This is a genomic window from Microbispora sp. KK1-11 (genome assembly GCF_006874435.1).
Lineage (GTDB): Bacteria > Actinomycetota > Actinomycetes > Streptosporangiales > Streptosporangiaceae > Microbispora > Microbispora catharanthi.
In genome coordinates this window covers 1-24651 of sequence record NZ_VIRJ01000050.1, presented here as the reverse complement: position 1 = coordinate 24651, position 24651 = coordinate 1, and the positions used below count along the sequence as shown (strand labels likewise).

Sequence of the window (24651 nt, the reverse complement as noted above, 5' to 3'; positions counted from 1 at the left end):
CGGGGCGGCGGCGCCGGGAGGTCCTCCTCCGCCGGGGGGCGGGACGGACGTCGACGTGACCCACTGTCGTGCTCCTGAGGGTCGGACCAGGCGTTTCTCACCAGGTCGAGAGCCAGTAGCGGCAAACGGGGCCAAGTGTAGCGATCTCCCCTGAACGTCACCTTTCAAACGCAGTAACCGACCTGTAAGCGTTGATCAAGCCCGTCGGCCTATCTCTGTGACATACGAGGAACCGGAAGGGTTGTGAACAATGTCGCGTAACGTCTTCGTCGTCGGTGCCAGCGCCGGCATCGTCCTGTTGTTCGCCGGGATCTACGGGATGGGCTCGATCTCCACGATGTCGTGGGGGCTGCCCGCCTTCATCGTCGGGATGTTCCTGCTGGTCGGCGACGTCGTCATCCTGGCCGGCAGGCTGGTCGGCGGCGGCGGCTCGTCCGGCGGCGTCTTCGGCCAGATGAAGAGCTTCCTGGGCACCGGCAACCAGGACCTCGTCGGCACCGGCCTGCCGGCCCCCGCCCTGGTCACGAGCATGCGGGACACGGGCACGATGGTGAACGACCAGCTCGTCGTCGCCTTCGACCTGCGGGTGCAGCCCGCCTCCGGTGCGCCGTACGTGGTCGCGCACCGGCAGATCCTCCCCCGGCTGCTGATGGGCGCCGTCCTGCCGGGCCGGTCGGTCCAGGTGTGGACCGACCCCGCGGACCCGCAGCGCCTGGTGATCGACTGGTCCGCGCTCCCCACGCAGGTCTGAGCGGTTACGCGGGCGGCGCCGTGCTGCCTCGGGTGGTCAGGCGCGGGGCCTCGTCCTCCAGCGGCCGGGTCTCCACGTCGTCGATCAGCGCGAGCAGCCGCTGCGCCGCGTGCGCGCCGTACGCAGGGATGTCGCGGGTGAGCACGGTCAGCGGCGGGCGGACGACCTGGCAGAGCGGGGAGTCGTCCCAGGCGACGACGGACAGGTCGGCCGGCACGTCGAGCCGCATCTCCTGGGCGACCGACAGGCCGGCCACGGCCATGATGTCGTTGTCGAAGACGATCGCCGTGGGCCGCTCGGGTGAGCTGAGCAGCCGCCGCGTGGCCCGCGCGCCCTCCTCGCCCGTGTAGTCGGTGTGCACGATCGGGCAGGCGTCCAGCCCGAGGCCCGCGCAGACGTCGCCGAACGCCCGGTCGCGGATCGCCGTGTGCGACAGCCGGGGCAGTCCGGCGACGCGGGCGATCCGCCGGTGCCCGAGCGCGACGAGATACTCCACCGTCTCGCGTACGGCCGCGCTGTCGTCGGCCCAGACCGGCACGAGCGATCCGGCGGCCGAGGGATGCCCGAGGACGACGACGGGCATGCCCATCTCCTCCACCTGCGGCACGCGGGGGTCGTCGAGGTGGAGGTCGACGAGGATCGCGCCGTCCACCCGGCCCTCCCCCCACCAGCGGCGGTAGACGCCCATTTCGGCCTCGTGGTCGCCGACCACCTGGAGCAGCAGCGCGTAGGAGCGGGCGGAAAGCTCCGCCTCGATGCCGCTGATCAGCTCCATGAAGAACGGCTCGACGCCGAGGAACCGGGCGGGCCGGCACAGGGCGAGGCCCACGGCGTGCGCGCGGGCGCCGTTGAGCGCTCTGGCCGCGATGTTCGGGCGCCAGCCGATCTCGTTCGCGATGGCCAGGATGCGGGCCCTGGTGGCTTCTGACACTCCCGGCTGGCCGTTCAGGGCGTACGAGACCGCGCCCTTGGAGACCCCCGCCTGGCGTGCGATGTCCGCGATGGTCGGTCTTCTCACGTGTCCCCTCGACTGAACCGGTCCAGTGACCCTCACCTTACTACCGTTACTTTGCCTACATCTTCCCCTATTGACACCGGCGACATCCGGATTTTACGGTCTCGGTACTTATCCGGTTCAGCACCTACGGCGCGGCGAGGCGAGCGGTGCGGACCGCTGTTCATCGGGGCCTGGCAGGGAGTGCGGACCCCGCGCGGTGTCGCGTGGGGGAAGGAGAGTCACCATGCGAAACCGAACGCGGTTTCTTATACCGGTGCTGGCAGCCGGCCTGTTAAGCGTGGCCTGCTCGGGGGGCGGGGGTTCGTCCACGCCGACCGGCCCGGCGGCAGGCGGTGCGGGAGGCGGCGCTGCCGCCCCCGCGGGCGGCAGCGGGGCGTTCCCCCGCAACGAGACCCTCTACACCAGCGGCACCCAGTGGGGACCGCCCGCGAACTGGAACCCGCTGCGCGAGTGGGACTTCGCGACCGGGACCAAGGGCCTGGTCTACGAGACGCTGTTCATGTACGACCCGAACACCGACAAGTTCTCGCCGTGGCTGGCCGAGAGCGGCGACTGGACCGGTGACCTGGAGTACACGCTCAAGCTGCGCAAGGGCATCACCTGGTCGGACGGCAAGCCGTTCACGGCCGACGACGTGATCTTCACCTTCGAGCTCGGCAAGATGGAGACCGTCCCCTACCACCCGCTGTGGGACTGGATGAAGAGCGCCGAGAAGGTCGACGACTACACGGTCAAGTTCACCTTCACCACGGCCAACTACCAGGAGTGGGCCAACCACCTCTACAGCAGGGCCATCGTCCCCAAGCACCTGTGGGAGGGGCGGTCCGAGGACGAGGTGATGAACGGGGTCAACGAGAAGCCCGTCGGCACCGGCCCATACGCCTACCAGTCGCACGACCAGGACCGCATGGTCTGGGTCAAGCGCGACGGCTGGTGGGCCACCAAGGCCCTCGGCAAGGACGTCAAGCCCAAGTACATCGTCGACATCGTCAACTCCAGCAACGAGGTCGCGATGGGCCTGCTGCTGCAGAAGGGCCTCGACCTCAGCGTGAACTTCCTGCCGGGCATCGGCAACCTGGTCAAGGGCAGCTTCGGCATCGAGACCTACTACGACCAGCCCCCGTACATGCTGTCGGCGAACACCGCCTGGATGTGGTTCAACACGGCCAAGAAGCCGATGGACGACAAGGAGTTCCGCAAGGCGGTCGCCTACTCCATCGACACCAAGAAGATCGTCGAAGGCGTCTACGGCAACCTGGTCAAGGCGTCCGACCCGTCCGGCCTGCTGCCGCAGTGGGACAAGTACGTCGACAAGAACGTCACCTCCACGCTCGGCTTCTCCTACAACCCCGACAAGGCCAAGCAGTTGCTCGCCGACGCCGGCTACAAGGACCGCAACGGCGACGGGCTGGTGGAGTCGCCGAGCGGCGGCAAGATCTCGCTGAAGCTGATCGTGCCCGCCGGATGGACCGACTGGATGGAGGCGGCCCGGGTCATCAGCTCCAGCGCCAAGGCCGCCGGCATCGACATCGAGGCCGACTTCCCCGACTACAACGCGCTCGTCGACGCGCGCAACCAGGGCAAGTACGACATCGTCCTCAACAACGACAAGCAGCTCGCGAACACCCCGTGGCTGTACTACGACTACCTGTTCCGCCTGCCCGTGCAGAAGCTGCAGACCACGACGAACTACGGCCGGTACGAGAACAAGCGGGCGTGGGAGCTCACGCAGCAGCTCGACCAGGTCAAGCCCGAGGACGTCGAGGGCATGAAGAAGATCACCTCGGAGCTGCAGAAGATCCAGCTCGAGGACATGCCGGTCGTCCCGCTCTGGTACAACGGCCTGTGGTCCCAGACCACCAACTCGGTCTGGAAGAACTGGCCCAGCAGCGCGCCGAACACGCCGAAGTACCCGCCGACGGTGTGGCGCAACTGGCTGGAGATGGGCGGCACGCTCATGCTCACCGAACTCCAGCCGGCCTCCGGAGGCTGATCTTTTCGCGCCCCCCTTCCTGCGTACGGCAGGGGGGCGCCGTTCCGCGACCGGGAGGTCGATCTTGCGCCGCTATTTCGGCAGAAAACTTCTCATCTACGGCCTGACGTTCTTCGTGGCCGTGACCATCAACTGGATGATTCCGCGGTTCATGCCGGGCGACCCCGTGCAGAGCATGCTCTCGCGGGCCAACGTCGCACAGCCGGCGGCCGTCGAGGCCATGCGGGCGCACTACACCTCGATGTTCGGCTTCGACCTGCCGCTGTGGCAGCAGTACCTCAACTTCTGGGGCTCGCTGCTGAAGGGCGACCTCGGCATCAGCATCTGGCTGTTCCCGACGCCGGTGTCCGACGTGATCATCCGGGCGGTCCCGTACACGCTGGGCCTGCTGATCCCGTCCATCCTGCTGAGCTGGTTCGCGGGCAACCGGTTCGGCGCCTTCGCCGCGCGGCGCAAGTGGCTCGACAACAGCGTGCTCCCCGTCGGCTACGTGCTGACCGCCACGCCGTACATGTGGCTGGCGATCCTGCTGGCGTGGGCGCTCGGCATCGTCGCGGGCGTCTTCCCGGTCGCCGGGGCCTACGGCTTCGACCTGCAGCCGTCCCTGTCGTGGGCTTTCCTCGGCAGCCTCGCCCAGCACTGGTTCCTCCCGTTCGCCTCGCTGTTCCTGGTCGCGTTCGGCGGCTGGGCCATCGGCATGCGCAACATGATCATCTATGAGCTGGAGGCGGACTACGTCAACTACCTGCGGGCGCTCGGCGCGCCCATGCGGCTGGTGCGGCGCTACGCCTTCAGGAACGCGATCCTGCCCCAGGTGACCGGCCTGGCTCTGCAACTCGGCGTGCTCGTGGCCGGCGCGCTGGTCACCGAAATCGTCTTCAGCTATCCCGGGCTGGGGCACCTGATCCTCCAGGCCATCCAGAACCAGGACTTCTTCCTGCTGCAGGGCACCTTCCTGTTCATCGTCATCGGCGTGCTGATCGCCAATTTCGTCATCGACATCGCGTACGTCCTGGTCGACCCGCGCACCAGGACCGGGATGGGAGGAGCGGCATGACGGCCGTGCCCACCGCGCGGCGTGAGGCGCTGCACTTCGCGCTGCGCAACCGCAAGCTGGTCGTCGGCACGGTCATCGTCGCCGCGTTCCTCGTGGCCGGGCTGGCCGGGCCGCTGCTGTTCGACCACGGGCCGAACGACTACGTCGGGCCGTCCATGGCGCCGCCGTCAGGGGAGTTCTGGTTCGGCACCACGACGTTCGGCCAGGACGTCTTCGCCCAGTTCGTGTACGGCCTGCGTTCGACGTTCCTCGTGGGCGTGCTCGGCGGCGTGCTGGCGGCGGTCGTCGGCATGGTCGTGGGGTTCGTCGCGGGCTACCGCGGCGGGTGGGTCGACGAACTGCTCACCATGCTCACCAACATCGTGCTCGTGCTGCCCGCGCTGGTGGTGCTGCTGATCATCAACGCCTACCTGGGCGTGCGCAGCATCGGCGTGCAGGCGCTGTTCATCGGGCTGACCTCGTGGCCGTGGGCGGCGCGGGCGATCAGGGCGCAGACGTTCTCGCTGCGCTCGCGCGACTTCGTCGACCTCGCCCGGCTGAGCGGCGTGCGCACCCCGAAGATCATCCTTCGGGAGATCGCGCCGAACATGAGCTCGTACCTGTTCCTGACGTTCATCCTGCTGTTCGGCAGCGCGATCCTGATCGCCGCCTCGCTCGACTTCATCGGCCTCGGACCCACCCAGGGGGTCTCCCTCGGCCTGATGCTCAACAACGCCGCGCGGTGGAGCGCGCTCCAGCTCGGCCTGTGGTGGTGGTTCATTCCTCCGGGCGCCGGCATCACGGCGATCGTCGGCGCGCTCTACGTCATGAACGTCGGGCTGGACGAGGTGTTCAACCCGAAGCTGAGGGAGATGTGACGTGGCGCTGAATGTCACCGACCTCCGGGTCTACTACCGGACGCTGCGCGGCGAGGTGAAGGCGCTCGACGGCGTCACGTTCTCCGTCGCGGACGGCGAGATCATGGGCCTGGCCGGGGAGTCCGGCTCGGGCAAGTCCACGCTCGCCAAGAGCCTGATCCGCCTGGACGGCCGCATGCGGCACGTCGGCGGCACGGTGGAGCTGGACGGGAAGACGATGCCCCTGTCGGACGACACCGGGATGGACCGGTTCCGCTTCCGCGAGGTGTCGCTCATCCCGCAGTACTCGATGAGCGCGCTCAACCCGACCAGGAAGATCGGCAAGATGGTCGGCGAGCTCTTGGACTCGCGCGGCGAGCGGCTGGAGAGGGCCGAGCTGGAGCGGCGGCTCGAGCTGGTCGGCCTGTCGAAGGACGTGCTCGACCGCTACCCGATCGAGCTGTCCGGCGGCATGAAGCAGCGGGTGGTCATGGTCGTCTCCACGCTGCTGAACCCCTCGCTGCTGATCGCCGACGAGGTCACCTCCGCGCTCGACGTGTCCAGCCAGAAGGCCGTGGCCACGACGCTGCTCGGGTTCCGCGACCGCGGTCTGGTCACGAGCATGATGGTGGTCACCCACGACATCTCGCTCGTCTACCAGATCGCCGACACGATCATGGTGATGTACGCCGGGCGGCTGGCCGAGAAGGCCCCGGCCGAGGTGCTCGTCACCGCCCCGAGGCATCCGTACACCAAGCAGCTCATCTCCGCGCTGCCCGAGGTGGGGGTGCGCTACGAGGACCGCCGGCTGGCGGGGATCCCCGGCAATCCGCCGTCCCTGCTCAAGCCGCCCGGGGGATGCCGGTTCAGGGACCGCTGCCCGCTCGCGTTCGACCAGTGCGCCGAGCAGCCGCCGTTCGCCGAGGTGGCCCCCGGCCACTTCGTCGCCTGCTGGAAGGCCGAATAGATGCTCAAGCTGGACGGTGTGTCCAAGATCTACCGTGTCGGCGCGTTCGGCGGGCGGGAGCTGAAGGCCGTCTCCGACGTCGGTTTCGAGGTCGGCGAGGGGGAGGTGGTCTCGCTCATCGGCGAGAGCGGCAGCGGCAAGAGCACGCTCGGCCGGATGATCCTGCGCCTCACCTCGATCAGCGGCGGGACGATCACCCTGGACGGCAGGGACATCACCTCGATCAAGGACCGCAAGGAGTACTACCGGCAGGTGCAGGGCGTCTTCCAGGACCCCTTCAGCTGCTACAACCCCGTCTTCCGGGCCGACCGCGTCTTCACGATGATCAAGGAGCAGTACTTCCCCCAGGCCGGCGCGGACGAGTGGCGCAAGCGTGTGGAGGGCGCGCTGGAGAGCGTGCGGCTCGACCCCGGCAACGTGCTCGGCAAGTATCCCCACCAGCTCAGCGGCGGCCAGCTCCAGCGCATGCTGATCGCCAGAGCCGTGCTCCTCGACATCCGGCTGCTGGTCGCCGACGAGATCATCAGCATGCTCGACGCGTCCACCCGCATCGACGTGCTCAACCTGCTCGCCGACCTGCGGGCGCGCGGCCTCGGCATCCTGTTCGTCACGCACGACCTGTCGCTCGGCAACTACGTCAGCGACCGGACCGTGGTGCTGCGGCACGGGAAGATCGTGGAGATGGGCCGGACGGACCTCGTCTTCGGCGACCCGGCGCATCCCTACACCCGCTCGCTGCTGGCCTCGGTCCCCCGGCTGCACGCCAAGTGGACGGATGCCGGGGTCGAGGACGTGGTCGAGGACGTGCCGTGCGCGTACCACGAGGCGCCGCAGGAGAGCCGGACCCGTCCCGGGCTGGCCGAGGTGGAAGGCGACCACTTCGTGGCCTGCTCCGGCTGCGGGGCATCGAAGATTAAGGAGAAAGCGTGAGCTCTCACCGTCCCCTGCACGACGGGTGGACCGTCACCGCCGTGTCGTCGACCGGGCAGCTCCGGCCGGTGGTCGCGGGCCTGCCCGCGGCCGTTCCCGGTTGCGTCCACACCGACCTCCTCGCCGCCGGGCTGATCGAGGACCCCTATCTGGACGACAACGAGGACCGGCTGACCTGGATCGGGCGCACGGCGTGGTCGTACGAGACCGTCTTCACGTGGGAGTTCGCGCAGGACGGGACCGACGACGAGCGCGCCGACCTGGTGTGCGAGGGGCTCGACACGGCCGCCACGCTCGTGCTCAACGGCATCGAGATCGGCACGACGGCCAACATGCACCGGTCTTACCGGTTTTCGGTGCGGCACCTGCTGCGCGCCGGCGAGAACACGCTCAAGATCCTGTTCGACCCGCCGTACGGGTACGCGGAGGCGCAGAAGGCGGCCCTCGGCGACCGCCCCGGCGCGTACACCGAGCCGTACCAGTTCATCAGGAAGATGGCCTGCAACTTCGGCTGGGACTGGGGACCGACGGTGGTCACCGCCGGGATCTGGCGGCCCATCGGCATCGAGACCTGGAGCACCGCCAGGATCGCCGAGGTGCGGCCCTTCGCCTCGGCGGACGGCACCGTCGAGGTGCACGTGGCGGTCGAGCGGGCCACCGAGCGGCCGCTCACGCTCACGGCCACGGTGGGGGGCGTGACCGAGACGGTGACCGTCGCGGCCGGGCAGCGCCGGGCCGTCGTCACGCTGACCGTGCCCGACCCCGACCTGTGGTGGCCGCGTGGGTACGGCGAGCAGCCGCTGTACGACCTGACCGTGCGCCTTGAAGACCAGGAGTGGACCGGGCGGATCGGGTTCAGATCCGTCGAGCTCGACCGCTCCGGCGACGCGTTCACCTTTGTGATCAACGGGAAGCCGGTCTTCGTCAAGGGCTTCAACTGGATCCCCGACGACTGCTTCCCCAACCGGATCACCCGGGAACGGCTGGCCGAGCGGTTCGCCCAGGCGGCCGCCGCGGGCGCCAACTGCCTGCGGGTGTGGGGCGGCGGCATGTACGAGAGCGACGACTTCTACGACCTCGCCGACGAGATGGGCCTGCTCGTCTGGCAGGACTTCCCGTTCGCCTGCGCGGCCTACCCGGAGGAGGGCCGCTTCACGGCGGAGGTCGAGGCCGAGGCACGCGAGCACGTCGCCCGCCTGGCCCGCCACGCCAGCCTCGTGCTGTGGTGCGGCAACAACGAGAACATCGAGGGCCACGCCGACTGGGGCTGGCAGGACTCGCTGGAGGGCCGCAGCTGGGGCGGCGGCTTCTACTACGACCTGCTGCCCCGGGTCGTCGCCGAGCTCGACCCGACCCGGCCGTACTGGCCGGGCAGCCCCTACTCCGGGGCCCCCGACCTGCCGCCGAACGACCCGTCCAAGGGCACGGTCCACATCTGGACGGTCTGGAACCACCAGGACTACACCCACTACGCGACCTACACGCCGAGGTTCGTGGCCGAGTTCGGCTTCCAGGGCCCGCCGACGTACGCGACGCTGCGCGCCGCGGTCTCCGACGACCCGCTGACGCCGGCCTCCCCGGGAGTGAGCCACCACCAGAAGGCGATCGACGGCAACCTCAAGCTGCTGCGCGGCCTCGGCGCGCACCTGCCCCAGCCGGACGGATTCGACGACTGGCACTACTACACCCAGCTCAACCAGGCCAGGGCGATGGCCTTCGGCATCGAGCGGTTCCGGGCGCTCGCGCCCCACTGCATGGGCACGATCGTGTGGCAGCTCAACGACTGCTGGCCGGTCACCTCGTGGGCCGCGGTGGACGGCGGCGGGCGGCGCAAGCCGCTGTGGTACGCGCTGCGCCGGGTGTACGCCGACCGGTTGCTGACCTTCCAGGGCGACCAGGGCGACCAGGGCGACCAGGGCGACGCGGTGGCGGTCGTCAACGACACCGACGAGCCGTGGTCGGGAGAGCTCGCCGTCGACCGGCTCAGCCTGGCGGGGGAGATCCTGGCCAAGGAGCGCTTCGACGTGTCGGTCCCGGCGCGCGGCACGGTGTCCGTGGAGCTGCCCGAGGGGGTGGCGCGGGCCGGTAACCCGGCGGGCGAGGTGCTGGTGGCCACCCTCGGCGACGTACGCGCGCTGCGGTTCCCCGGCGAGGACCCGGCCATGGACTACCCGCCGGCGGAGATGGACACGGTGGTCGAGGAGATCGAGGACGGGCTGCGGGTGCGGGTGACCGCGCGGACGATCGTGCGAGAGCTGGCGATCTTCCCCGACCGGCTCGACCCGCGCGCGACCGTGGACGACCAGCTCGTCACGCTGCTGCCGGGGGAGACCGCGGTCTTCCACGTCACGGGCGGTGATGTGGATCCCGGCGCGCTCGTCCGTCACCCCGTGCTCCGATGCGTCAACGAACCCCGTTAGTCTCGGATCGCCCCCGCCTGACGCCCCGAAGGACGCCTGTGGATCTGCTCACCAATGTCATCAAGGACTACCCCTGGGGTTCCCGGACGGCCATCGCGGAGCTGACCGGGCGGCCCGCCGCGGGCCCTGAGGCCGAGATGTGGCTGGGCGCCCACCCGGCCGCGTCCTCCCGGCTGACCAGGGATGGCGCGGAGACCACGCTCGCCGACGCGGTCGCGGCCGACCCGGTGGGGACCCTCGGGGAGGCGGTCTCCGGGCGGTTCGGGGAGCGGCTGCCCTACCTGATGAAGCTGATCGCGGTGGACGCGCCGCTGTCGCTGCAGGTCCACCCCGACGCCGGGCAGGCCGCCGACGGCCACGCCCGGGGGGACGCGAACTACACCGACCCCTGGCACAAGCCGGAGCTGGTCTGCGCGCTCACGCCGTTCACCGGGCTGGCCGGGTTCCGGCCGCCCGAGCAGTCGGCGATGCTGGTCGAGCGGCTGCACGTCGGCGTGCTGCGGCCGGTGGTCGAGGCGCTGCGCGACGGCGACGTGCTCGGCGCGCTGCGGGTGCTGCTCGAGTGGCCCCAATCGGGGGGCACGTCTCGGCGGGAGCTGGTCGAGTCGGTGGTGTGGGCGGCCTCCGCCTGCCACACGCCCGACTACGCGCTCGTGGTGCGGCTGGCCCGGCGTTATCCGGAGGACCCGGCCGTGCTGGCGCCGCTGCTGATGCGCCGTCACACGCTGGCCCCCGGCGAGGCGCTGTTCCTCGGGGCCGGGGTGCTGCACTGCTACCTCGACGGCTTCGCGGTGGAAATCATGGCCTGCTCCGACAACGTGCTGCGGGCGGGCCTGACCGGCAAGCACATCGACGTGGAGGAACTGCTGCGGATCACCGACGCCGCGGCGCAGCCCGTGGCGGTGGAGCCGGTCGGCGGTGCGTACGTGCCGCCGGTCCCGGAGTTCCTGCTCCGCAGGATCGCGCCCGGCGTGAACGAGACGCTCCCGGGCGGCCTGCCGAGGATCGTGCTGTGCACCGAAGGCGTCGTGAACGTGCGCACGGCCGGCTCGGAGGTCAAGCTGCGGCCCGGTGACTCGGTGTTCGCCGCCGCGTCGGAGGGCTCCGTCGAGATCGGCGGTGACGGCGCCGCCTTCGTCGCCGAGCCCCATCTGTGACTCACTTAGCGTGATGTTTGTCCTACGCCACGTGATGTGAACACGTCCCGCGGGTAGGAGCCCCTCATCGTCAAGCGCGGCCCGATGAGGGGGATCCATGGGGCGCTTCAGGGTTGCCGGCATCGCCGCGGCGTCGTTGGGGGTGGTTACGCTCTCCGCCTGCGCCGCCGGCGGAGGCAAGCACATCACGCACGCGAGCCCGGCCGGTCACCAGCAGAAGAACGCGGCGGCCGGGGCGGCGCTGCGCAAGTCCGAGACGGCCGCCGCCGCTCAGGTGAAGGCCAACGAGCTGGGGCAGGTCCCGGTGATCATGTATCACCGGATCGTCAAGAACCCGCCGCCGGGCGACGACCGCAGCCCGAAGGACTTCCGCGACGAGCTGGAACGGCTCGCGGCGGAGGACTACGTGCCGGTCACCGCGGCCGAGTACGTCACCGGGAAGATCGACATTCCGGCGGGCAAGCACCCGGTGGTGCTGACCTTCGACGACTCCTCGCCCGCCCAGCTCACGCTCGACGGCATGGGCAACCCGGTGCCGGACTGCGCGATCGGCATCCTGCTGGACGTCGCGAAGAAGCATCCGGGCTTCCGGCCGGTGGCGACCATGTATGTGATCAAGGACCTGTTCGGCAAGGCCCGCCAGGAGGAGCAGATCCAGGTCCTGCAGTGGCTCAAGGACCACAACTTCGACATCGGCAACCACACCCGCGACCACCTCAACCTGCTCGGCAAGCCGAAGGACGAGGTGGAGAAGCAGATCGCGGCAGGGCAGACGCTGATCACCTCGCTGGTCAAGACGCCGCCGGTCACGCTCGCCCTGCCGTACGGCAACCAGCCGCACGAGAAGAAGTGGGCGCTGCAGGGGGCGTCCGGCGGGGTGCGCTACGACTACAAGGGCGTGTTCCTGGCCGGGTACACCCCCGCGCCGTCGCCGTTCACCAAGGACTTCGACCCGGTCGGCATCCCGCGGATCAGGTCGAAGGAGAACAAGGTCGGCGACTGCAAGAAGTTCTGCTCGATGGCGTGGCTCGACTGGCTCAAGGCGAACCCCACCGACCGCTACACCTCGGACGGCAACCCCAACACGGTCGCCTTCCCGAAGTTCAAGGCGGCCTTCGTCGCACCGTCGTTCACGTCCCGTGCGTTGCCGTACTGACGGGACGGATGACCGTGCGGGGGCGGCTACCCTGCCAGCATGGACGACGCCACCGCCGACGCGACCGCCCTGCGCGGGCTCACACCGCGGCTGATCGGCCCGGAGATCATCGCGGTCTTCGCGGTCTCGCTCGGTGCCAGTGCCCTGCTGTCGCTCATCCGCCTCATCGGCGCACTGACCGCGCCGAAGGACCTGGGCGACCAGCACGCCGTGCTCGTCGGCTCGCTGGCCCCGGGCCGCCCGTGGCTGGATCTCACACTGCATCTGGCGGGGATCGCGGTGAACGTGGCGCCGGTGGGGCTCGTCGCCTACCTGCTGGCCCGATCGGGCGAGTCCATGCGCACGATCGGGGCCGACTGGCGTGAGCCCGGCCGCGACACGCTGCGCGGCGCCGTGCTGGCGGCGGCGATCGGCGGCACCGGTCTGGTGTTCTATCTGTTCGCCTTCCGCTCCGGGATCAACCTGAACGTCGTGCCCGACAGCCTGCCGGACACCTGGTGGCGGATCCCGGTCCTGGTCGCCGAGGCCGCTCAGAACGGTGTGCTGGAGGAGGTGCTGGTCGCCGGTTATCTGCTGCACCGGCTGGGGCAGCTCGGCTGGTCGCCGTGGCGCGCGGTCGGGGCGTCGGCCGTCCTGCGCGGGTCCTACCACCTCTACCAGGGCTTCGGCGGCTTCGTCGGCAACATCGCGATGGGCGTGGTCTTCGGCCGGCTCTACCAGCGCTGGGGCCGGACCATGCCGCTGATCACCGCGCACACGCTGATCGATGTGGTCGCCTTCGTCGGGTACGGCCTGCTGCGCGGCCGCGTCTCCTGGCTGCCCTGATCTCCTGTCTAATCGGGCGGAATGCGTTCTCTGCGGCGCGCCTGATTGATTTGGGCCCGATCCCGGTGCATCGTTGACGGGCCGCCGCACGTCTGGATCCCCCCGGGCAAAACCGGCCTGTCCTGGCCGCATTTTCATTCGGGGAATTCGCATGAGGCGTTTATCGATACGCATTCCATATCCGGCGCGCCGTCGCGCCGCCGCCGACCGCCGGCCCGGAGGTCCCACCCGGCCGCCCGGCCGTGAACGTCCGGTCAGCCTGCCGTACCGGTGCCCAGTGGGAGGCCCAGCGGGAGGTTCAGTGGGAGGCACAGCACGTCAGCGCTCCGCCGCGCCCGTCACCGCGGCTGCCGTCACTTCGAGAGCCGCGCCCGTGCGTGCGGCCCTGCCCGTACGGCCCGCTCCCGGGAACACCGGGTCGTGGGCGGCGGTCCCGCCGAGGCGGGAGACGAGCGCCTTATTACCACCGGTGCCGAGGGCACGATCCGATCCGTTATGTCCCGCACGCCGGGTGCCCGCAGGGGCACCCGGCGTGTTGTCTTCGTGGCGGAGCTGTGTCTCCGGTGCGCGGCTCAGGCGAGGCAGCGCAGCGCGCCCCTGACGCGGGCGTCGAGAGGATGCCCGGCGGGCAGACGGCCGACCGTCGCGTCGACGAACTCCTCGGGGGAGAGGTCGGCGGTCAGGCCGTCGTCCACCTGCACCTGCAACCGGCCGCAGGCCTGTTCGATCCGTGCCTTGGACCCCTGCTCCTCCAGCACGAACATGGCGACCCGGACCCGCCAGCCGAGGCGGTCGCCGGCCTCGTCGGGCGTCACGGGAGCCCCGACGTCGTCGGCGTGCGTGGCGTACTCCGAGTCGTAGTGGAAGGTCTGGAGACCGGCCGGGTAGGGGCCGGCCGACGTGTGGAGCGTGCCGTCGCGGCCGAGGGCGCGCATCCGCCTTCGCGTCTCCCCGTTCCTGGTCCGCCACTCGTCGAGCACCTGCTCCACCGGCAGGCCGTGCCGCTTGCGCACGCACCACTCGTTGAAGCCGTCGAAGCCGCCGCGCACGCCTTCGTGTTCGAGCAGCTCGTAGAACCCGTCGACGTCGTCGTCCAGGCACGCGTGGTTGTACAACTCCTCGCCGGCCAGGTGTGCGAGCACGTCGCGCACGGTCCAGCCGTCGCATCGGGAGGGGCGGTTCCAGCCGTCCTCGTCCAGGGAGGAGAAGAAGCGGTCCAGCCTCGCCGCCTCGGTGTCGAAGATGTCGAAGGGGTCGAGCCCCGCCAGTTCGTCCCGTGCAGAAGTCATGCCTGAGCCGTACCCTGACCCGCCTCACCCTCACTTCGCGACGGTACGGCGGACGACATCAGGCGGTGTCAGGACATTTCTCTCATAAGACGGACATTTAAACCTGCGGTGGCCTCAACAATGCGCAGGGGAAGGGAAAGACCGGGTCTTAGCTCGTTTGTCCGGTGATCTGCGCGGAAACCCCGAGATCGGTAAGCACGGTGGTTGTGCTGTGGATGTTCTAGGGGGAAAACGAAATGGCAAACAACACGAGCGTCGCCGGAATCCTCGCGATCGGCGCCGTACTCGCCGGTGGCGCCGTGATCGCGAGTGTTCCTCTCGTCGCGGCTCCGGCGGGGGCCGCCACGATGTCCGCACAGCACGGCCTCGTCCGGTTCGGTCATCCGCACTCCCGGGGCCAGGGCAACCGCCAGAAGAACGGGCACCGGCACAATCAGCGGTTGCGGGAGCAGCAGCGCCAGCAGCAGCACCTGCTGCGTGACCTCACGCTGGTCCTCACGCCGTTCCAGAAGGAGACGACGGATGCGGTCGCGCTGCCCTACAACTGGCAGAACGGCAGCACCGTCGCCCAGCAGTACGCCAACCAGGATCAGATGGCCGCGTTGCTGGACACGCCCGAGACGGTCGAGATCAACCGCGAAGGCCAGGAGGAGAACAGCAAGACGACGGTCTCCCCGCAGGTGGAAAAGCGCGACGTGGACGCTTCCGTCGACGTGAAGAAGGACGAGAAGAAGGACGGCAAGCAGGACGGCCCGGCGCCCCGGCCGCACGTCGATCCCGGCAAGCGGCCCGTCGTCGTCACGCCCACGCCCGCCGTGTCGAAGCCCGATCCGGCGCCGGTCGTGAAGCCCGTCGTGAAGCCCGTCGTGAAGCCGGTCGTCAAGCCGGTCGTCAAGCCCGCTCCGGCTCCGGTGCCCGCGCCGGTGGTGAAGCCCGTGGAGAAGCCGGTGCCCGCGCCGGTCGTCAAGCCCGCTCCGGCTCCGGTGCCCGCGCCCGTAGTGAAGCCGGTGGTGAAGCCCGTAGTGAAGCCGGTCGTGAAGCCGGTGGTGAAGCCCGCGCCCGCGACGTGCGCTCCCGCCTGTACGCCCGGTCTCACCCTGCCCCTGACCCTCTCGCTCACGGCCAAGGTGTCCCTCGCGGCGGACGCGGGTGCGAGCACGGCCGTGAAGCCGGCCACCGCGCCCACCGCGACCACCGGGGCCTGCGTGCCGCTGAGCGCGAGCTGAGCCGTCAGGCGTCCTTGCGGGCCAGCAGGACGGCGGCCACCGCGTACGGCACCGCCACCCAGGCGGCCGTCACCGCGAGCGCGGCGAGCGGCGACAGGAGCGCGCCGCCGAGCGACTGGGGGTTGCCTGTGCCGGCCAGCTGGCCCGCCAGGGCGCCCGGCAGGATCGAGCCGATGCGCTCGTTCCAGGGTGCCGGGATGTTGTTGACGATGATCGGGAGCACATACCAGACCGCCACGAGTGCGGCGACGGCGGCGACGGCCGACCGCGTGATCGCGGCGAGGCACAGGCCGAGCAGCGCGAACATCGCGACGGACAGGCTCAACGCGAGGAAGAGCGGCATCTGCCGGCTCAGCGCCTCGGCCGACTGCCCCCGGATGGGCCGATCGCCGATGATGAGCCGCCCGGCCGCGTACGTCGCGAGCACGGCCGCGAGCCCCGTGCAGAAGGCGACGACCGCGACGACGCCCGCCTTGGCGGCGAGCACCCGCCCGCGTGACGGCAGCACGGTGAACGTGGTGCGGATCATGCCGGTGCCGTACTCGCCCGAGAAGGCGAGGACGCCCAGCACGGCCAGGCACAGCGAGGCGAGCCAGTTGGCGAGCTCGGGCAGCGACGACACCTCGAGACGGTCGCGCTGATCGGGCGGCAGGCCCTCCCACAGGTGGACGGCGTACCACGCCAGCAGGGCCATGAGAGCGACGACGACGCCGACCACGCCGAGGACGACGGAGGTGGACCGGAGGGTGCGGAGCTTGAGCCATTCGGCGGCGAGGGCGTCGATCACCGGTCCGCACCCCCACCCGTGAGCTCAGCCGTGAGCCGCATGTACGTCTCCTCCAGCGAGGCGCCACGTGGAGTGACCTCGTGGAGCGGGATCGCGTGCCGGGCGGCGAGGTCGCCGATCTCCTCCGGATCGAGGCCGCGCACCGACAGGCCCCCGCCGTCCTCGGCGGTGACCGTCCCGCCCGCGGCCGACAGCGCGGTGGCGAGGTCACCCGCGCGGGTGCTGCGGACGAGGACGTCCCGTACGGCGGTCAGCTCCCGCATCGGGGTGTCCGCGATGAGCCGCCCGCGGCCGATGATGACGAGGTGGTCGGCGGTGAGCTCCATCTCGCTCATCAGGTGGCTCGACAGGAGCACCGTGCGTCCCTCGGCGGCGAGGCCGCGCAGCAGCTCGCGGATCCAGCGCACGCCGTCCGGATCGAGGCCGTTGACCGGCTCGTCGAGCAGCAGCACCCCGGGATCGCCGAGAAGCGCGGCGGCGATCCCGAGGCGCTGGCGCATGCCGAGTGAGAAGCCCTCGATCCGCTTGCGGGCGACGCCGGCCAGGCCCACCTGCTCGATGACCGACACGACCCGGTCGCGGCCGATCCGGCTGGCGCGGGCCATCCAGCTCAGGTGGCCGAGAGGCGTACGGCCGCCCTGGACGGCGCCGGCGTCAAGGAGCGCGCCCACCTCCCGCATGGGGTGGCGGATGCGGTCGTAGCGGCGGCCGTTCACCAGCGCCTCGCCGCTCGCCGGGTGGTCCAGGCCCAGGATCATCCGCATGGTCGTGGACTTGCCCGCGCCGTTCGGACCGAGGAACCCGGTCACGCGGCCTGGTTTCACGTGGAACGTCAGCCCGTCCACGGCCACCGTGCGTCCGAAGCGCTTGGTCAGCGCTCTGACTTCGATCATGTTCCGACGGTCTCGCGGCCCGCCTGTTCCCCGCGTCGGAGCGAAGTGTGATCTGCCGGACGCGCCTCAGACCGTGGCATGACAGACCGGGGAGGGAGGCGGCCGTACGCGCGTATGGCTAGCGTGGGCGCGTGGACGATCCGGACGTTCGGCCGTTGTTCCCCCGGCCGCTGCGCCCCCGCGAGCTGGTCGCGCTCGACCTGCTGGCCGCGCTGGGTTACGCGTTCGTGCTGGTCGTCAACTCCCGAGACGCGCAGCACCCGGCGGCCTGGGGTCTGATCGCCGCGATGACGCTGCCGCTCGCGGTCAGGCGGCGGTGGCCGCTGCCGGTCTTCTGCGTCGTCGCGGTCGCGTCCGCGGCGGCCATGGCGCTCGGCGTCGCGCGGGAACCGCTGGCCGCCGCGGCGTACGCGCTCTATGCGGTCGCGCTCACGACGCGGCGGCGCCGGTGGGAGCCGACGGCGGCGATCGGCGCGCTGACCGTCGGGGCGCTGCTGCTGGCGGCGTTCGGCGGCGTGGCGGCCGAGCCGGAGGTCAGGCGGATCGTGGAGACCGTCGTGCTCGGCTCGCTCGCGTTGGGCGGCGCCTGGACGATCGGCCGGGCGGTGCGGGAGCGCCGTGCGTACGCCGCGCGCCGGGCCGAGCAGGCCGCCGAGCGCGCCGTGACCGAGGAGCGGCTGCGCATCGCCAGGGAGATGCACGACGTGGTCTCCCACACGCTCAGCCTCATCGGGGTCAAGGCCGGGGTCGCCGCGCACGTGGCGGACCGGCGGCCCGAGGAGGCGCTGGAGGCGCTGCGGGTCATCGAGACCACGAGCCGGCAGGCGCTGACCGAGATGCGGCACATGCTCGGTGTGCTGCGTATGGCCCCCGCCACGCTGTCTCCGGCGCTGTCTCCGGCGCCGGGCCTCGCGGCGCTGCCGGACATCGCCGAGCGCGCGGCAGCGGCGGGCGTACGCGTGGACCTGGACGTGCGGGTGACGGACGGCCTGCCCCCGGCGCTGGAGCTGGCGGTCCACCGGATCGTCCAGGAGGCCGTCACCAACGTGGTCAGGCACGCGGCCCCGGCGGCCTGCCGGGTTTCTGTGCGCGACGAGGGAGAACAGGTGCGGATCGAGGTGACCGACGACGGGCCGGGACGCCGGGTCCTGCCCCCCGGTCCGCCCGGGCATGGTGTGATCGGCATGCGCGAGCGCGTCACGGCGCACGGCGGGGTCTTCACGGCCGGTCCGCTGCCCGGCGGCGGGTTCCGTGTGCTCGCCCGCCTGCCGCTGGAACGGGAGGGGACGTGAACGAGGCCGAGCCGATCCGGGTGCTGCTCGCCGACGACCAGGAACTGCTGCGCGGCAGCCTGCGCCTGCTGGTCGACAGCACGCCGGGGCTGGTCGCGGTCGGCGAGGCGGGCACCGGGGCGCGGGCCGTCGAACTGGCCCGCGCCGAGCGTCCCGACGTCGTGCTGATGGACGTGCGGATGCCCGGCATGGACGGCATCGAGGCGACCCGCCGCATCTGCGGCGAGGCATGTGGCGTGAAGGTGCTGATCCTCACGACGTTCGACCTCGACGAGTACGTCTACGCGGGGCTGCGGGCCGGGGCGAGCGGGTTCCTGCTGAAGAACACCCCGCCCGCCGACCTGTTGACGGCGATCCGCGTCATCGCCGCGGGCGAGGGGCTGCTGGCGCCGAGCGTGACGCGGCGGCTGATAGCCCAGTTTGCCCATTCAACACAGCTCGCCCGGACCGCCGAGGACCGGCCTCGGCCCGGCCCCCTGCTCGACGGTCTCACCGCCCGCGAGCGGGAGGTGCTCACGCTCGTCGCGCGCGGCCTGTCCAACCTGGAGATCGCCGCGGCCCTGCATGTGAGCACGGCCACCGTGAAGACCCACATCGGTCACCTGCTCGCCAAACTCGGCGCGCGCGACCGGGCCCAGCTGGTCATCGCCGCCTACGAAGGGGGGCTCGTCTCCACGTCACGGACGCACCCGTGACAGGGTGGAGCCCGTGGAAGTCTTCGATGTGATCGTGATTGGCGCAGGTCCGACGGGCGAGGTCGCCGCGGGACGGGTGGCGGCGGCCGGCCTGAGCACCGTCATCGTGGAGAGCGAGCTGGCGGGAGGGGAGTGCTCCTACTGGGCCTGCATGCCGAGCAAGGCGCTCCTGCGGCCGGTGGACCTCGCGGGAGAGGTGGGCCGGGTCACGGGGCTGCGGCTGGCCGAGTCAGCCGGGGGCGGCCCGATCGACGCCGCCGCGGTGCTGGCCCGGCGCGACGCCGTGGTCTCGCACTACGACGACGCGGGACAGGCCCGGTGGCTCGACTCTGCGGGCGTGACGCTCGTGCGCGGCACGGGACGGCTCGCCGGCCCCCGGCGGGTCGAGGTCGCGACGGCCGACGGCGGCACCCGCACGCTCGTCGCGAACCACGCCGTCATGGTGGCCACCGGGAGCCGCCCGGTGATCCCGCCCGTGGCCGGTCTCGCCGCGGCCGAGCCGTGGACGAACCGTGAGGCGACCGGGGTGCGTGCCGTACCGGAGCGGCTCGTCGTGATCGGCGGTGGCGTGGTCGCGTGCGAGATGGCGCAGGCCATGCGCGGGCTCGGGACCCGGGAGGTCACGATGCTCGTCCGGGGCGGCGAGCTGCTGACGAGGATGGAGCCCTTCGCCGGGGAGATGGTCGCGCGGTCGCTGACCGACCAGGGGGTCGACATCCGCACGCACGAGAGCGCGGAGAAGGTCGAGCGGCCTGAGCCGGGCGGCGAGATCACGGTGCGGCTCGCGAGCGGAGGGACGGTCACGGCCGACGAGATCCTGGTCGCCGCCGGTCGCCGGTCCGCTGTCGGCGACCTCGGCCTGACCACGGTCGGGCTGCCGGAGTCCGGTCCGATCACGGTGGACGAGAGCATGCGGGCCACCGGCGTGGCGGACGGCTGGCTCTACGCGGTGGGGGACGTCAACGGCCTCGCGCTCCTCACGCACATGGGCAAATACCAGGCGCGGGTGGCCGCCGACGTGATCGTCGCCCGGGCCCGGGGCGAGGCGGACGACCGGCCCGGCATGCGCGACCGCGCGGACCGGGCCGGGGCGCCGCAGGTGGTCTTCACCGATCCGCAGGTGTGCGCGGTGGGCCGCACGGAGGCGCAGGCCCGCGCCGAGGGCTTCGACGTGCGGGTCGTGGAGTACGACATGGAGCAGGTGGCGGGTGGCTACCTCCTCGGCGACGGCTACCGGGGCAAGGCCAAGGCGGTGGTCGACGAGCGCCGCCGGGTGCTGCTCGGCGTGACCTTCGTGGCCCCGGGGGCGGCCCAGCTGCTGCACGCCGCGACGATCGCGGTCACCGCCGAGGTGCCCCTGGACGACCTGTGGCACGCCGTCCCGGCGTACCCGACCGTCAGCGAGGTGTGGCTGCGCCTGCTGGAGGCGTACGGGCTCTAGAGGCTGACCACAGCGGGGTGGCGCGGGTCCTCGACGCGGACGACCACGTCGGCGGCCCGCGCCGGGCCGATCTCGCGCTCGTACCGCTCGTAGGCGGGCAGCGTCCACCGCTCCTCGGGCGGCGTACGGCGGGCCAGCGCGGCGGCCGACATGGACAGGTGGACGGTCACGTCGAACGGCAGGCCACGCCCGAGCAGCAGCGCGCCGTCGAGCAGCACCACCCCGCCCGGCTTCAGCGTCACGTAGTCCGCGCGGGTGGCCCGGTCGCGCTCGCTGTCCCACAGAGAGGGCAGCACCCTGCCCATACGCCTGCCCGTACGCCGGCCCGTACGGCCCGCCTCCAGCGGCTCGAGCACCTCGCGGGTGAGGCCGCCCACGTCCAGCCACTCGTCGTAGAACACGTCGGGGTCGGTGCGGCCGAACTCCAGCCGGAGCGAGGCCGGGCGCAGGAACCCGGCCGCGGGCACCCGCAGGACCTCCCGGCCGCGCAGGCGCAGCGGCTCCACCAGGTCGTCGGCCACCCGTCCCGGTTCGGCGGCGGGGGCGCCGTCCACGGCGACGCGCACCCACGCGTCCCGCGGCCGGTCGGCGATCAGGTCGGCGAGTTCCTCCACGAGCAGGGACGGGGAGACGGGACGGGCACGCACGTTCCCATCATTTCCCACGGAGTGACCAAGGTCCCCCCGAGGCGGGTCAGGTAGCCCTGGGGCCGTGATCCGGGCTGGGCCAGGCTTCAGACGTCCCTCATCAGCGTGTGGAGCCCCCATGGACGTCCTGGATCTGTCCCGGTGGCAGTTCGGCATCACGACCGTCTACCACTTCCTGTTCGTGCCGCTCACGATCGGCCTGTCGGTTCTCGTGGCCGGATTCCAAACGGCCTGGCACCGTACGGGCAACGCGGCGTACCTGCGGATGACGAAGTTCTGGGGCCGCCTGTTCCTGATCAACTTCGCGATGGGCGTGGTCACCGGCATCGTCCAGGAGTTCCAGTTCGGGATGAACTGGAGCGCCTACTCGCGGTTCGTCGGCGACGTGTTCGGCGCGCCGCTCGCCATGGAAGGACTGATGGCCTTCTTCCTGGAGTCCACCTTCCTGGGCCTGTGGATATTCGGCTGGGACAGGTTGCCGCCGAAGGTCCACCTCGCGACCATCTGGCTGGCCGCGATCGGCACGAACATCTCGGCGTACTTCATCCTCGCCGCCAACTCCTGGATGCAGCACCCGGTCGGCTACCGGCTCAACCCGGTCACCGGGCGCGCCGAACTGACCGACATCTGGGCGGTGCTGACCAACTCGACCACGCTCGCGGCGTTCCCCCACGTCATCTTCGGCGCGTTCGTGACGGCAGGCGCGTTCGTCATCGGCGTGAGCGCCTGGCAACTCGCGCGCAGGCGCGAGGTGGACCTGTTCCGCGCGTCGGCCCGCGCCGCCCTGGTGGTCACACTGGTCGCGTCGGCCGGGGTGATGCTGACCGGCCACTGGCAGGCGCAGATCATGACGAAGCAGCAGCCGATGAAGATGGCCGCCGCCGAGGCCCTGTGGGAGGACGAGTCCTCCGCGGGCTTCTCGATCTTCGCGGTCGGCGACGTGGAGAACGGCCGCAACCACCTCAACATCCAGATCCCGTACGGCCTGAGCCTGCTGTCCACCAACACCCTGGACGGGAAGGTCGAGGGCATCAACGACATCCAGGCGAGGTACGAGAAGACGTACGGCCCCGGCGACTACCGGCCCGTCGTCGGCCTCGCGTACTGGTCGTTCCGCCTGATGATCGGCTTCGGCGCGCTGGCCGGGCTGCTGGCGCTGGCCGGGCTCTGGCTGACCCGCCGCCGCAGGCTGCCCGGCAACCCCTGGTTCTACCGGATCGGCGTGCTCGGCATCGGGCTGCCGTTCCTGGCCAACACACTTGGGTGGATCTTCACCGAGATGGGCCGCCAGCCGTGGACCGTGTTCGGCGTCATGCGGACCGCCGCGGCCGTCTCGCCCGGCTCCGACGTCGGCGAGGTCGCCACCACCCTGGTCGGCTTCACGCTGGTCTACGCCGTGCTCGCGGTCATAGAGGTCCGCCTGCTGCTGAAGTTCATCCGCAAGGGGCCCGAGCCCGAGGACGCGGTCCACCAGGACGAGCCCGCCCTCCCGGCCCTGTCGTACTGAAGGACGCATCCATGGAGCTCACCACCGTCTGGTTCCTGCTCATCGCCGTCCTGTGGACGGGCTACTTCGTGCTGGAGGGGTTCGACTTCGGCGTCGGCGTCCTGCTGCCGTTCCTCGGCCGCGACGAGGCGGAGCGCGGCACGCTCGTGCGCGCCATCGGCCCGGTCTGGGACGGCAACGAGGTCTGGCTGCTGGTCGCGGGCGGCGCCACGTTCGCCGCCTTCCCCGAGTGGTACGCCACCCTGTTCAGCGGCTTCTACCTGCCGCTGTTCCTGGTCCTGCTGGCCCTGATCGTGCGCGGGGTCGCCCTGGAGTATCGCTCGAAGAGCGACAGCACCCGGGGCTGGGACCGCGCGTTCTTCTGGGGCTCGCTCGGCCCGGCCTTCCTGTGGGGCGTGGCCTTCGCCAACATCGTGCGCGGGGTCCCGCTGGACGCCCGGCACGAGTACACCGGCGGCCTGCTCGACCTGCTCAACCCGTACGCGCTGCTCGGCGGCGCGGCCACGCTGGCGCTGTTCACCCTGCACGGCGCCGTGTTCACCGCACTCAAGACCACCGGCGAGCTGAGGGAGCGGGCCAGGACGGCCGCCCGGTGGACCGGTCTGGCCGCTCTCGCCCTGGGTGGGGCGTTCCTGCTGGTCACGCAGCTCATGACCGGCACCGCGGGCACTTGGGCGAGCGTGGCGGTCGCCGCCGCCGGGATCGCCGGCGCGCTCGTCGCGACGCTGCGCGGCCGGGACGGCTGGGCCTTCGCGGCCAACGCGGCCGCCATCGTCGCGGTCACCGTCACGCTCTTCGGCGGTCTGTGGCCGGACGTCATGCCCGCGCTCGACCCCGCCAACAGCCTGACCGTCCACAACGCGGCGTCCACGCCGTACACGCTGGGCGTGATGACCTGGGTCGCGGCGATCTTCACTCCGGTGGTCCTCGCCTACCAGGCGTGGACCTACTGGGTGTTTCGCCGCCGTCTGACGGTCACCCGCTGACGTACGCGAGAACGCCCGCCTCGGGGAACGAGGCGGGCGTTTTTCGCGCGTGCTATCGGTTGAGCCGGCGGCCGGAGATCTGCTCGGGGGCCATCACGATGAAGTGGTCGCGGGCTCCGGGCACCCACGGCGTGAGCGGCAGTGCCGACAGGCGGGCGATCTCCTCCGGTTCCGAGACCGCGCGGGCGTGCCCGACCGCGGTCACCGACCAGCCCGTGCGGAACGTCGCGTCGAAGTCGTCGGCCTCGAAGGCCACGACGGTGTTGCGCGCCGCGGCGACGAGCTTCGAACCGGGGGCGGTGCGGATGACGATGTTCCCGTCGAGCAGGCAGAAGTTGACCGGCTGGACGGCGGGGAGGGCACGATCGGTGAAGACGATCCTGCCGATGGGGGCGGAGGCCAGCAGGTCCAGGCATTCCCCTCCGCTGAGGATCTCCAGGCCGGCCGAGTCGAGCTTCATGTCTGCAAGCCTGAGGGATCGACCGCCTGGCGGGTTAGGGACGAAGGTCCCGTCGTCGACGTCGATCGGCCCCGGCTCAGCTCTCCTGCGCGGCCTTGAGGCGGGCGGCGAGCGCGGCGGCCTGGGTGCGGCGCTGCATGTCGAGCTTGCTCAGCAGGTTGGACACGTAGTTCTTGACCGTCTTCTCGGCAAGGAACATCCGCTCGCCGATCTGGCGGTTGGTCAGGCCCTCGCCGATCAGTTCGAGGATCTGCCGCTCCTGGTCCGACAGCGCGGCCAGCGGGTCCTTCTTCGTGGCCTGGTCGCGCAGCCGGTGCA

23 protein-coding genes are annotated in these 24651 nt (G+C 70.9%); 16 read left to right on the top strand and 7 right to left on the bottom strand.

Going from position 1 to position 24651, the window contains the following annotated elements; all coding sequences use genetic code 11:
• Positions 1-250 precede the first annotated feature (250 nt).
• The gene (locus tag FLW16_RS40695) at positions 251-751 is read left to right on the top strand and encodes a hypothetical protein (RefSeq protein WP_142566330.1); all 501 of its coding nucleotides are present in this window, start codon (positions 251-253) and stop codon (positions 749-751) included.
• A gap of 4 nt (positions 752-755) precedes the next feature.
• Here FLW16_RS40695 and FLW16_RS40690 read toward each other — a convergent pair whose 3' ends face one another.
• On the bottom strand, positions 756-1769 hold the full coding sequence (locus FLW16_RS40690; protein ID WP_142566329.1) for a LacI family DNA-binding transcriptional regulator: 1014 nt from the start codon (positions 1767-1769) through the stop codon (positions 756-758).
• A gap of 277 nt (positions 1770-2046) precedes the next feature.
• On the opposite strand from FLW16_RS40690, the gene FLW16_RS40685 reads away from it, so the two are divergent.
• The 9 genes from FLW16_RS40685 (at position 2047) to FLW16_RS40645 (ending at position 13110) form a co-directional block, all read left to right on the top strand.
• Positions 2047-3762 carry an ABC transporter substrate-binding protein gene (locus tag FLW16_RS40685; RefSeq protein ID WP_260616144.1) on the top strand — a complete coding sequence of 572 codons (1716 nt, stop codon included), beginning with the start codon at positions 2047-2049 and terminating at the stop codon, positions 3760-3762.
• A gap of 64 nt (positions 3763-3826) precedes the next feature.
• Positions 3827-4819, top strand: coding sequence for an ABC transporter permease (locus FLW16_RS40680; RefSeq protein ID WP_142566327.1), 993 nt, complete (start codon positions 3827-3829; stop codon positions 4817-4819).
• Positions 4816-5676, top strand: coding sequence for an ABC transporter permease (locus tag FLW16_RS40675; RefSeq protein WP_142566326.1), 861 nt, complete (start codon positions 4816-4818; stop codon positions 5674-5676). Before FLW16_RS40680 ends, FLW16_RS40675 begins: the two co-directional genes overlap by 4 nt.
• 1 nt (position 5677) lies before the next feature.
• Entirely contained in the window at positions 5678-6622 is a 945-nt protein-coding gene (locus FLW16_RS40670) for an ABC transporter ATP-binding protein (RefSeq protein ID WP_142566325.1), read from the top strand.
• The gene (locus FLW16_RS40665) at positions 6623-7552 is read left to right on the top strand and encodes an ABC transporter ATP-binding protein (protein ID WP_142566324.1); all 930 of its coding nucleotides are present in this window, start codon (positions 6623-6625) and stop codon (positions 7550-7552) included.
• Positions 7549-9972, top strand: coding sequence for a glycosyl hydrolase 2 galactose-binding domain-containing protein (locus tag FLW16_RS40660; RefSeq protein WP_142566323.1), 2424 nt, complete (start codon positions 7549-7551; stop codon positions 9970-9972). Before FLW16_RS40665 ends, FLW16_RS40660 begins: the two co-directional genes overlap by 4 nt.
• 38 nt (positions 9973-10010) lie before the next feature.
• Positions 10011-11129, top strand: a complete 1119-nt coding sequence (gene manA, locus FLW16_RS40655) for a mannose-6-phosphate isomerase, class I (protein ID WP_142566322.1) — start codon at positions 10011-10013, stop codon at positions 11127-11129.
• 97 nt (positions 11130-11226) lie between these two features.
• A complete protein-coding gene (locus FLW16_RS40650) occupies positions 11227-12285 on the top strand; it encodes a polysaccharide deacetylase family protein (RefSeq protein ID WP_142566321.1) in 1059 nt (352 codons plus the stop codon).
• A 39-nt stretch (positions 12286-12324) separates the two neighbouring features.
• Positions 12325-13110: a CPBP family intramembrane glutamic endopeptidase gene (locus tag FLW16_RS40645; protein WP_142566320.1), complete on the top strand. Its 786-nt coding sequence runs from the start codon at positions 12325-12327 to the stop codon at positions 13108-13110.
• 572 nt (positions 13111-13682) lie between these two features.
• Here FLW16_RS40645 and FLW16_RS40640 read toward each other — a convergent pair.
• Positions 13683-14399 (bottom strand): maleylpyruvate isomerase family mycothiol-dependent enzyme, encoded by a 717-nt coding sequence (locus FLW16_RS40640; RefSeq protein ID WP_142566319.1) that lies wholly within the window; start codon positions 14397-14399, stop codon positions 13683-13685.
• A 236-nt stretch (positions 14400-14635) separates the two neighbouring features.
• Here FLW16_RS40640 and FLW16_RS40635 point away from each other — a divergent pair, with 236 nt between their 5' ends.
• Positions 14636-15625: a hypothetical protein gene (locus FLW16_RS40635; RefSeq protein ID WP_142566318.1), complete on the top strand. Its 990-nt coding sequence runs from the start codon at positions 14636-14638 to the stop codon at positions 15623-15625.
• Between the two features lie 4 nt (positions 15626-15629).
• On the opposite strand, the gene FLW16_RS40630 is transcribed toward FLW16_RS40635, so the two are convergent.
• Both FLW16_RS40630 and FLW16_RS40625 read right to left on the bottom strand, forming a co-directional pair.
• Positions 15630-16412, bottom strand: coding sequence for an ABC transporter permease (locus FLW16_RS40630; RefSeq protein WP_142566317.1), 783 nt, complete (start codon positions 16410-16412; stop codon positions 15630-15632).
• The gene (locus tag FLW16_RS40625) at positions 16409-17305 is read right to left on the bottom strand and encodes an ABC transporter ATP-binding protein (protein WP_142566316.1); all 897 of its coding nucleotides are present in this window, start codon (positions 17303-17305) and stop codon (positions 16409-16411) included. The genes FLW16_RS40630 and FLW16_RS40625 overlap by 4 nt, the downstream gene beginning before the upstream one ends.
• Before the next feature lie 131 nt (positions 17306-17436).
• Between FLW16_RS40625 and FLW16_RS40620 the strand changes: the two genes are divergently transcribed.
• Genes FLW16_RS40620 through FLW16_RS40610 form a run of 3 tightly spaced genes read left to right on the top strand, consistent with a single transcriptional unit; the run spans position 17437 to position 20733 of the window.
• Positions 17437-18597, top strand: a complete 1161-nt coding sequence (locus FLW16_RS40620) for a sensor histidine kinase (protein WP_142566315.1) — start codon at positions 17437-17439, stop codon at positions 18595-18597.
• Positions 18594-19292, top strand: coding sequence for a response regulator transcription factor (locus FLW16_RS40615; RefSeq protein ID WP_142566314.1), 699 nt, complete (start codon positions 18594-18596; stop codon positions 19290-19292). The genes FLW16_RS40620 and FLW16_RS40615 overlap by 4 nt, the downstream gene beginning before the upstream one ends.
• A gap of 13 nt (positions 19293-19305) precedes the next feature.
• Entirely contained in the window at positions 19306-20733 is a 1428-nt protein-coding gene (locus tag FLW16_RS40610) for an NAD(P)/FAD-dependent oxidoreductase (RefSeq protein ID WP_221891543.1), read from the top strand.
• Here the strand turns inward: FLW16_RS40610 and FLW16_RS40605 are convergent.
• Positions 20730-21380 carry a uridine kinase gene (locus FLW16_RS40605; RefSeq protein ID WP_142566313.1) on the bottom strand — a complete coding sequence of 217 codons (651 nt, stop codon included), beginning with the start codon at positions 21378-21380 and terminating at the stop codon, positions 20730-20732. The genes FLW16_RS40610 and FLW16_RS40605 overlap by 4 nt on opposite strands.
• A 118-nt stretch (positions 21381-21498) precedes the next feature.
• Here FLW16_RS40605 and FLW16_RS40600 point away from each other — a divergent pair, with 118 nt between their 5' ends.
• Together FLW16_RS40600 and cydB are read left to right on the top strand one after the other, a co-directional pair.
• Entirely contained in the window at positions 21499-22887 is a 1389-nt protein-coding gene (locus FLW16_RS40600; protein WP_142566312.1) for a cytochrome ubiquinol oxidase subunit I, read from the top strand.
• A gap of 11 nt (positions 22888-22898) precedes the next feature.
• A complete protein-coding gene (gene cydB / locus FLW16_RS40595; protein WP_142566311.1) occupies positions 22899-23873 on the top strand; it encodes a cytochrome d ubiquinol oxidase subunit II in 975 nt (324 codons plus the stop codon).
• Positions 23874-23925: 52 nt separating this feature from the next.
• Here the strand turns inward: cydB and FLW16_RS40590 are convergent, their stop codons facing one another.
• Together FLW16_RS40590 and FLW16_RS40585 are read right to left on the bottom strand one after the other, a co-directional pair.
• Positions 23926-24333, bottom strand: a complete 408-nt coding sequence (locus tag FLW16_RS40590) for a pyridoxamine 5'-phosphate oxidase family protein (RefSeq protein WP_142566310.1) — start codon at positions 24331-24333, stop codon at positions 23926-23928.
• 76 nt (positions 24334-24409) lie between these two features.
• The coding region (locus FLW16_RS40585; RefSeq protein WP_142566309.1) for a response regulator transcription factor at positions 24410-24651 on the bottom strand (242 nt) is incomplete at its 5' end.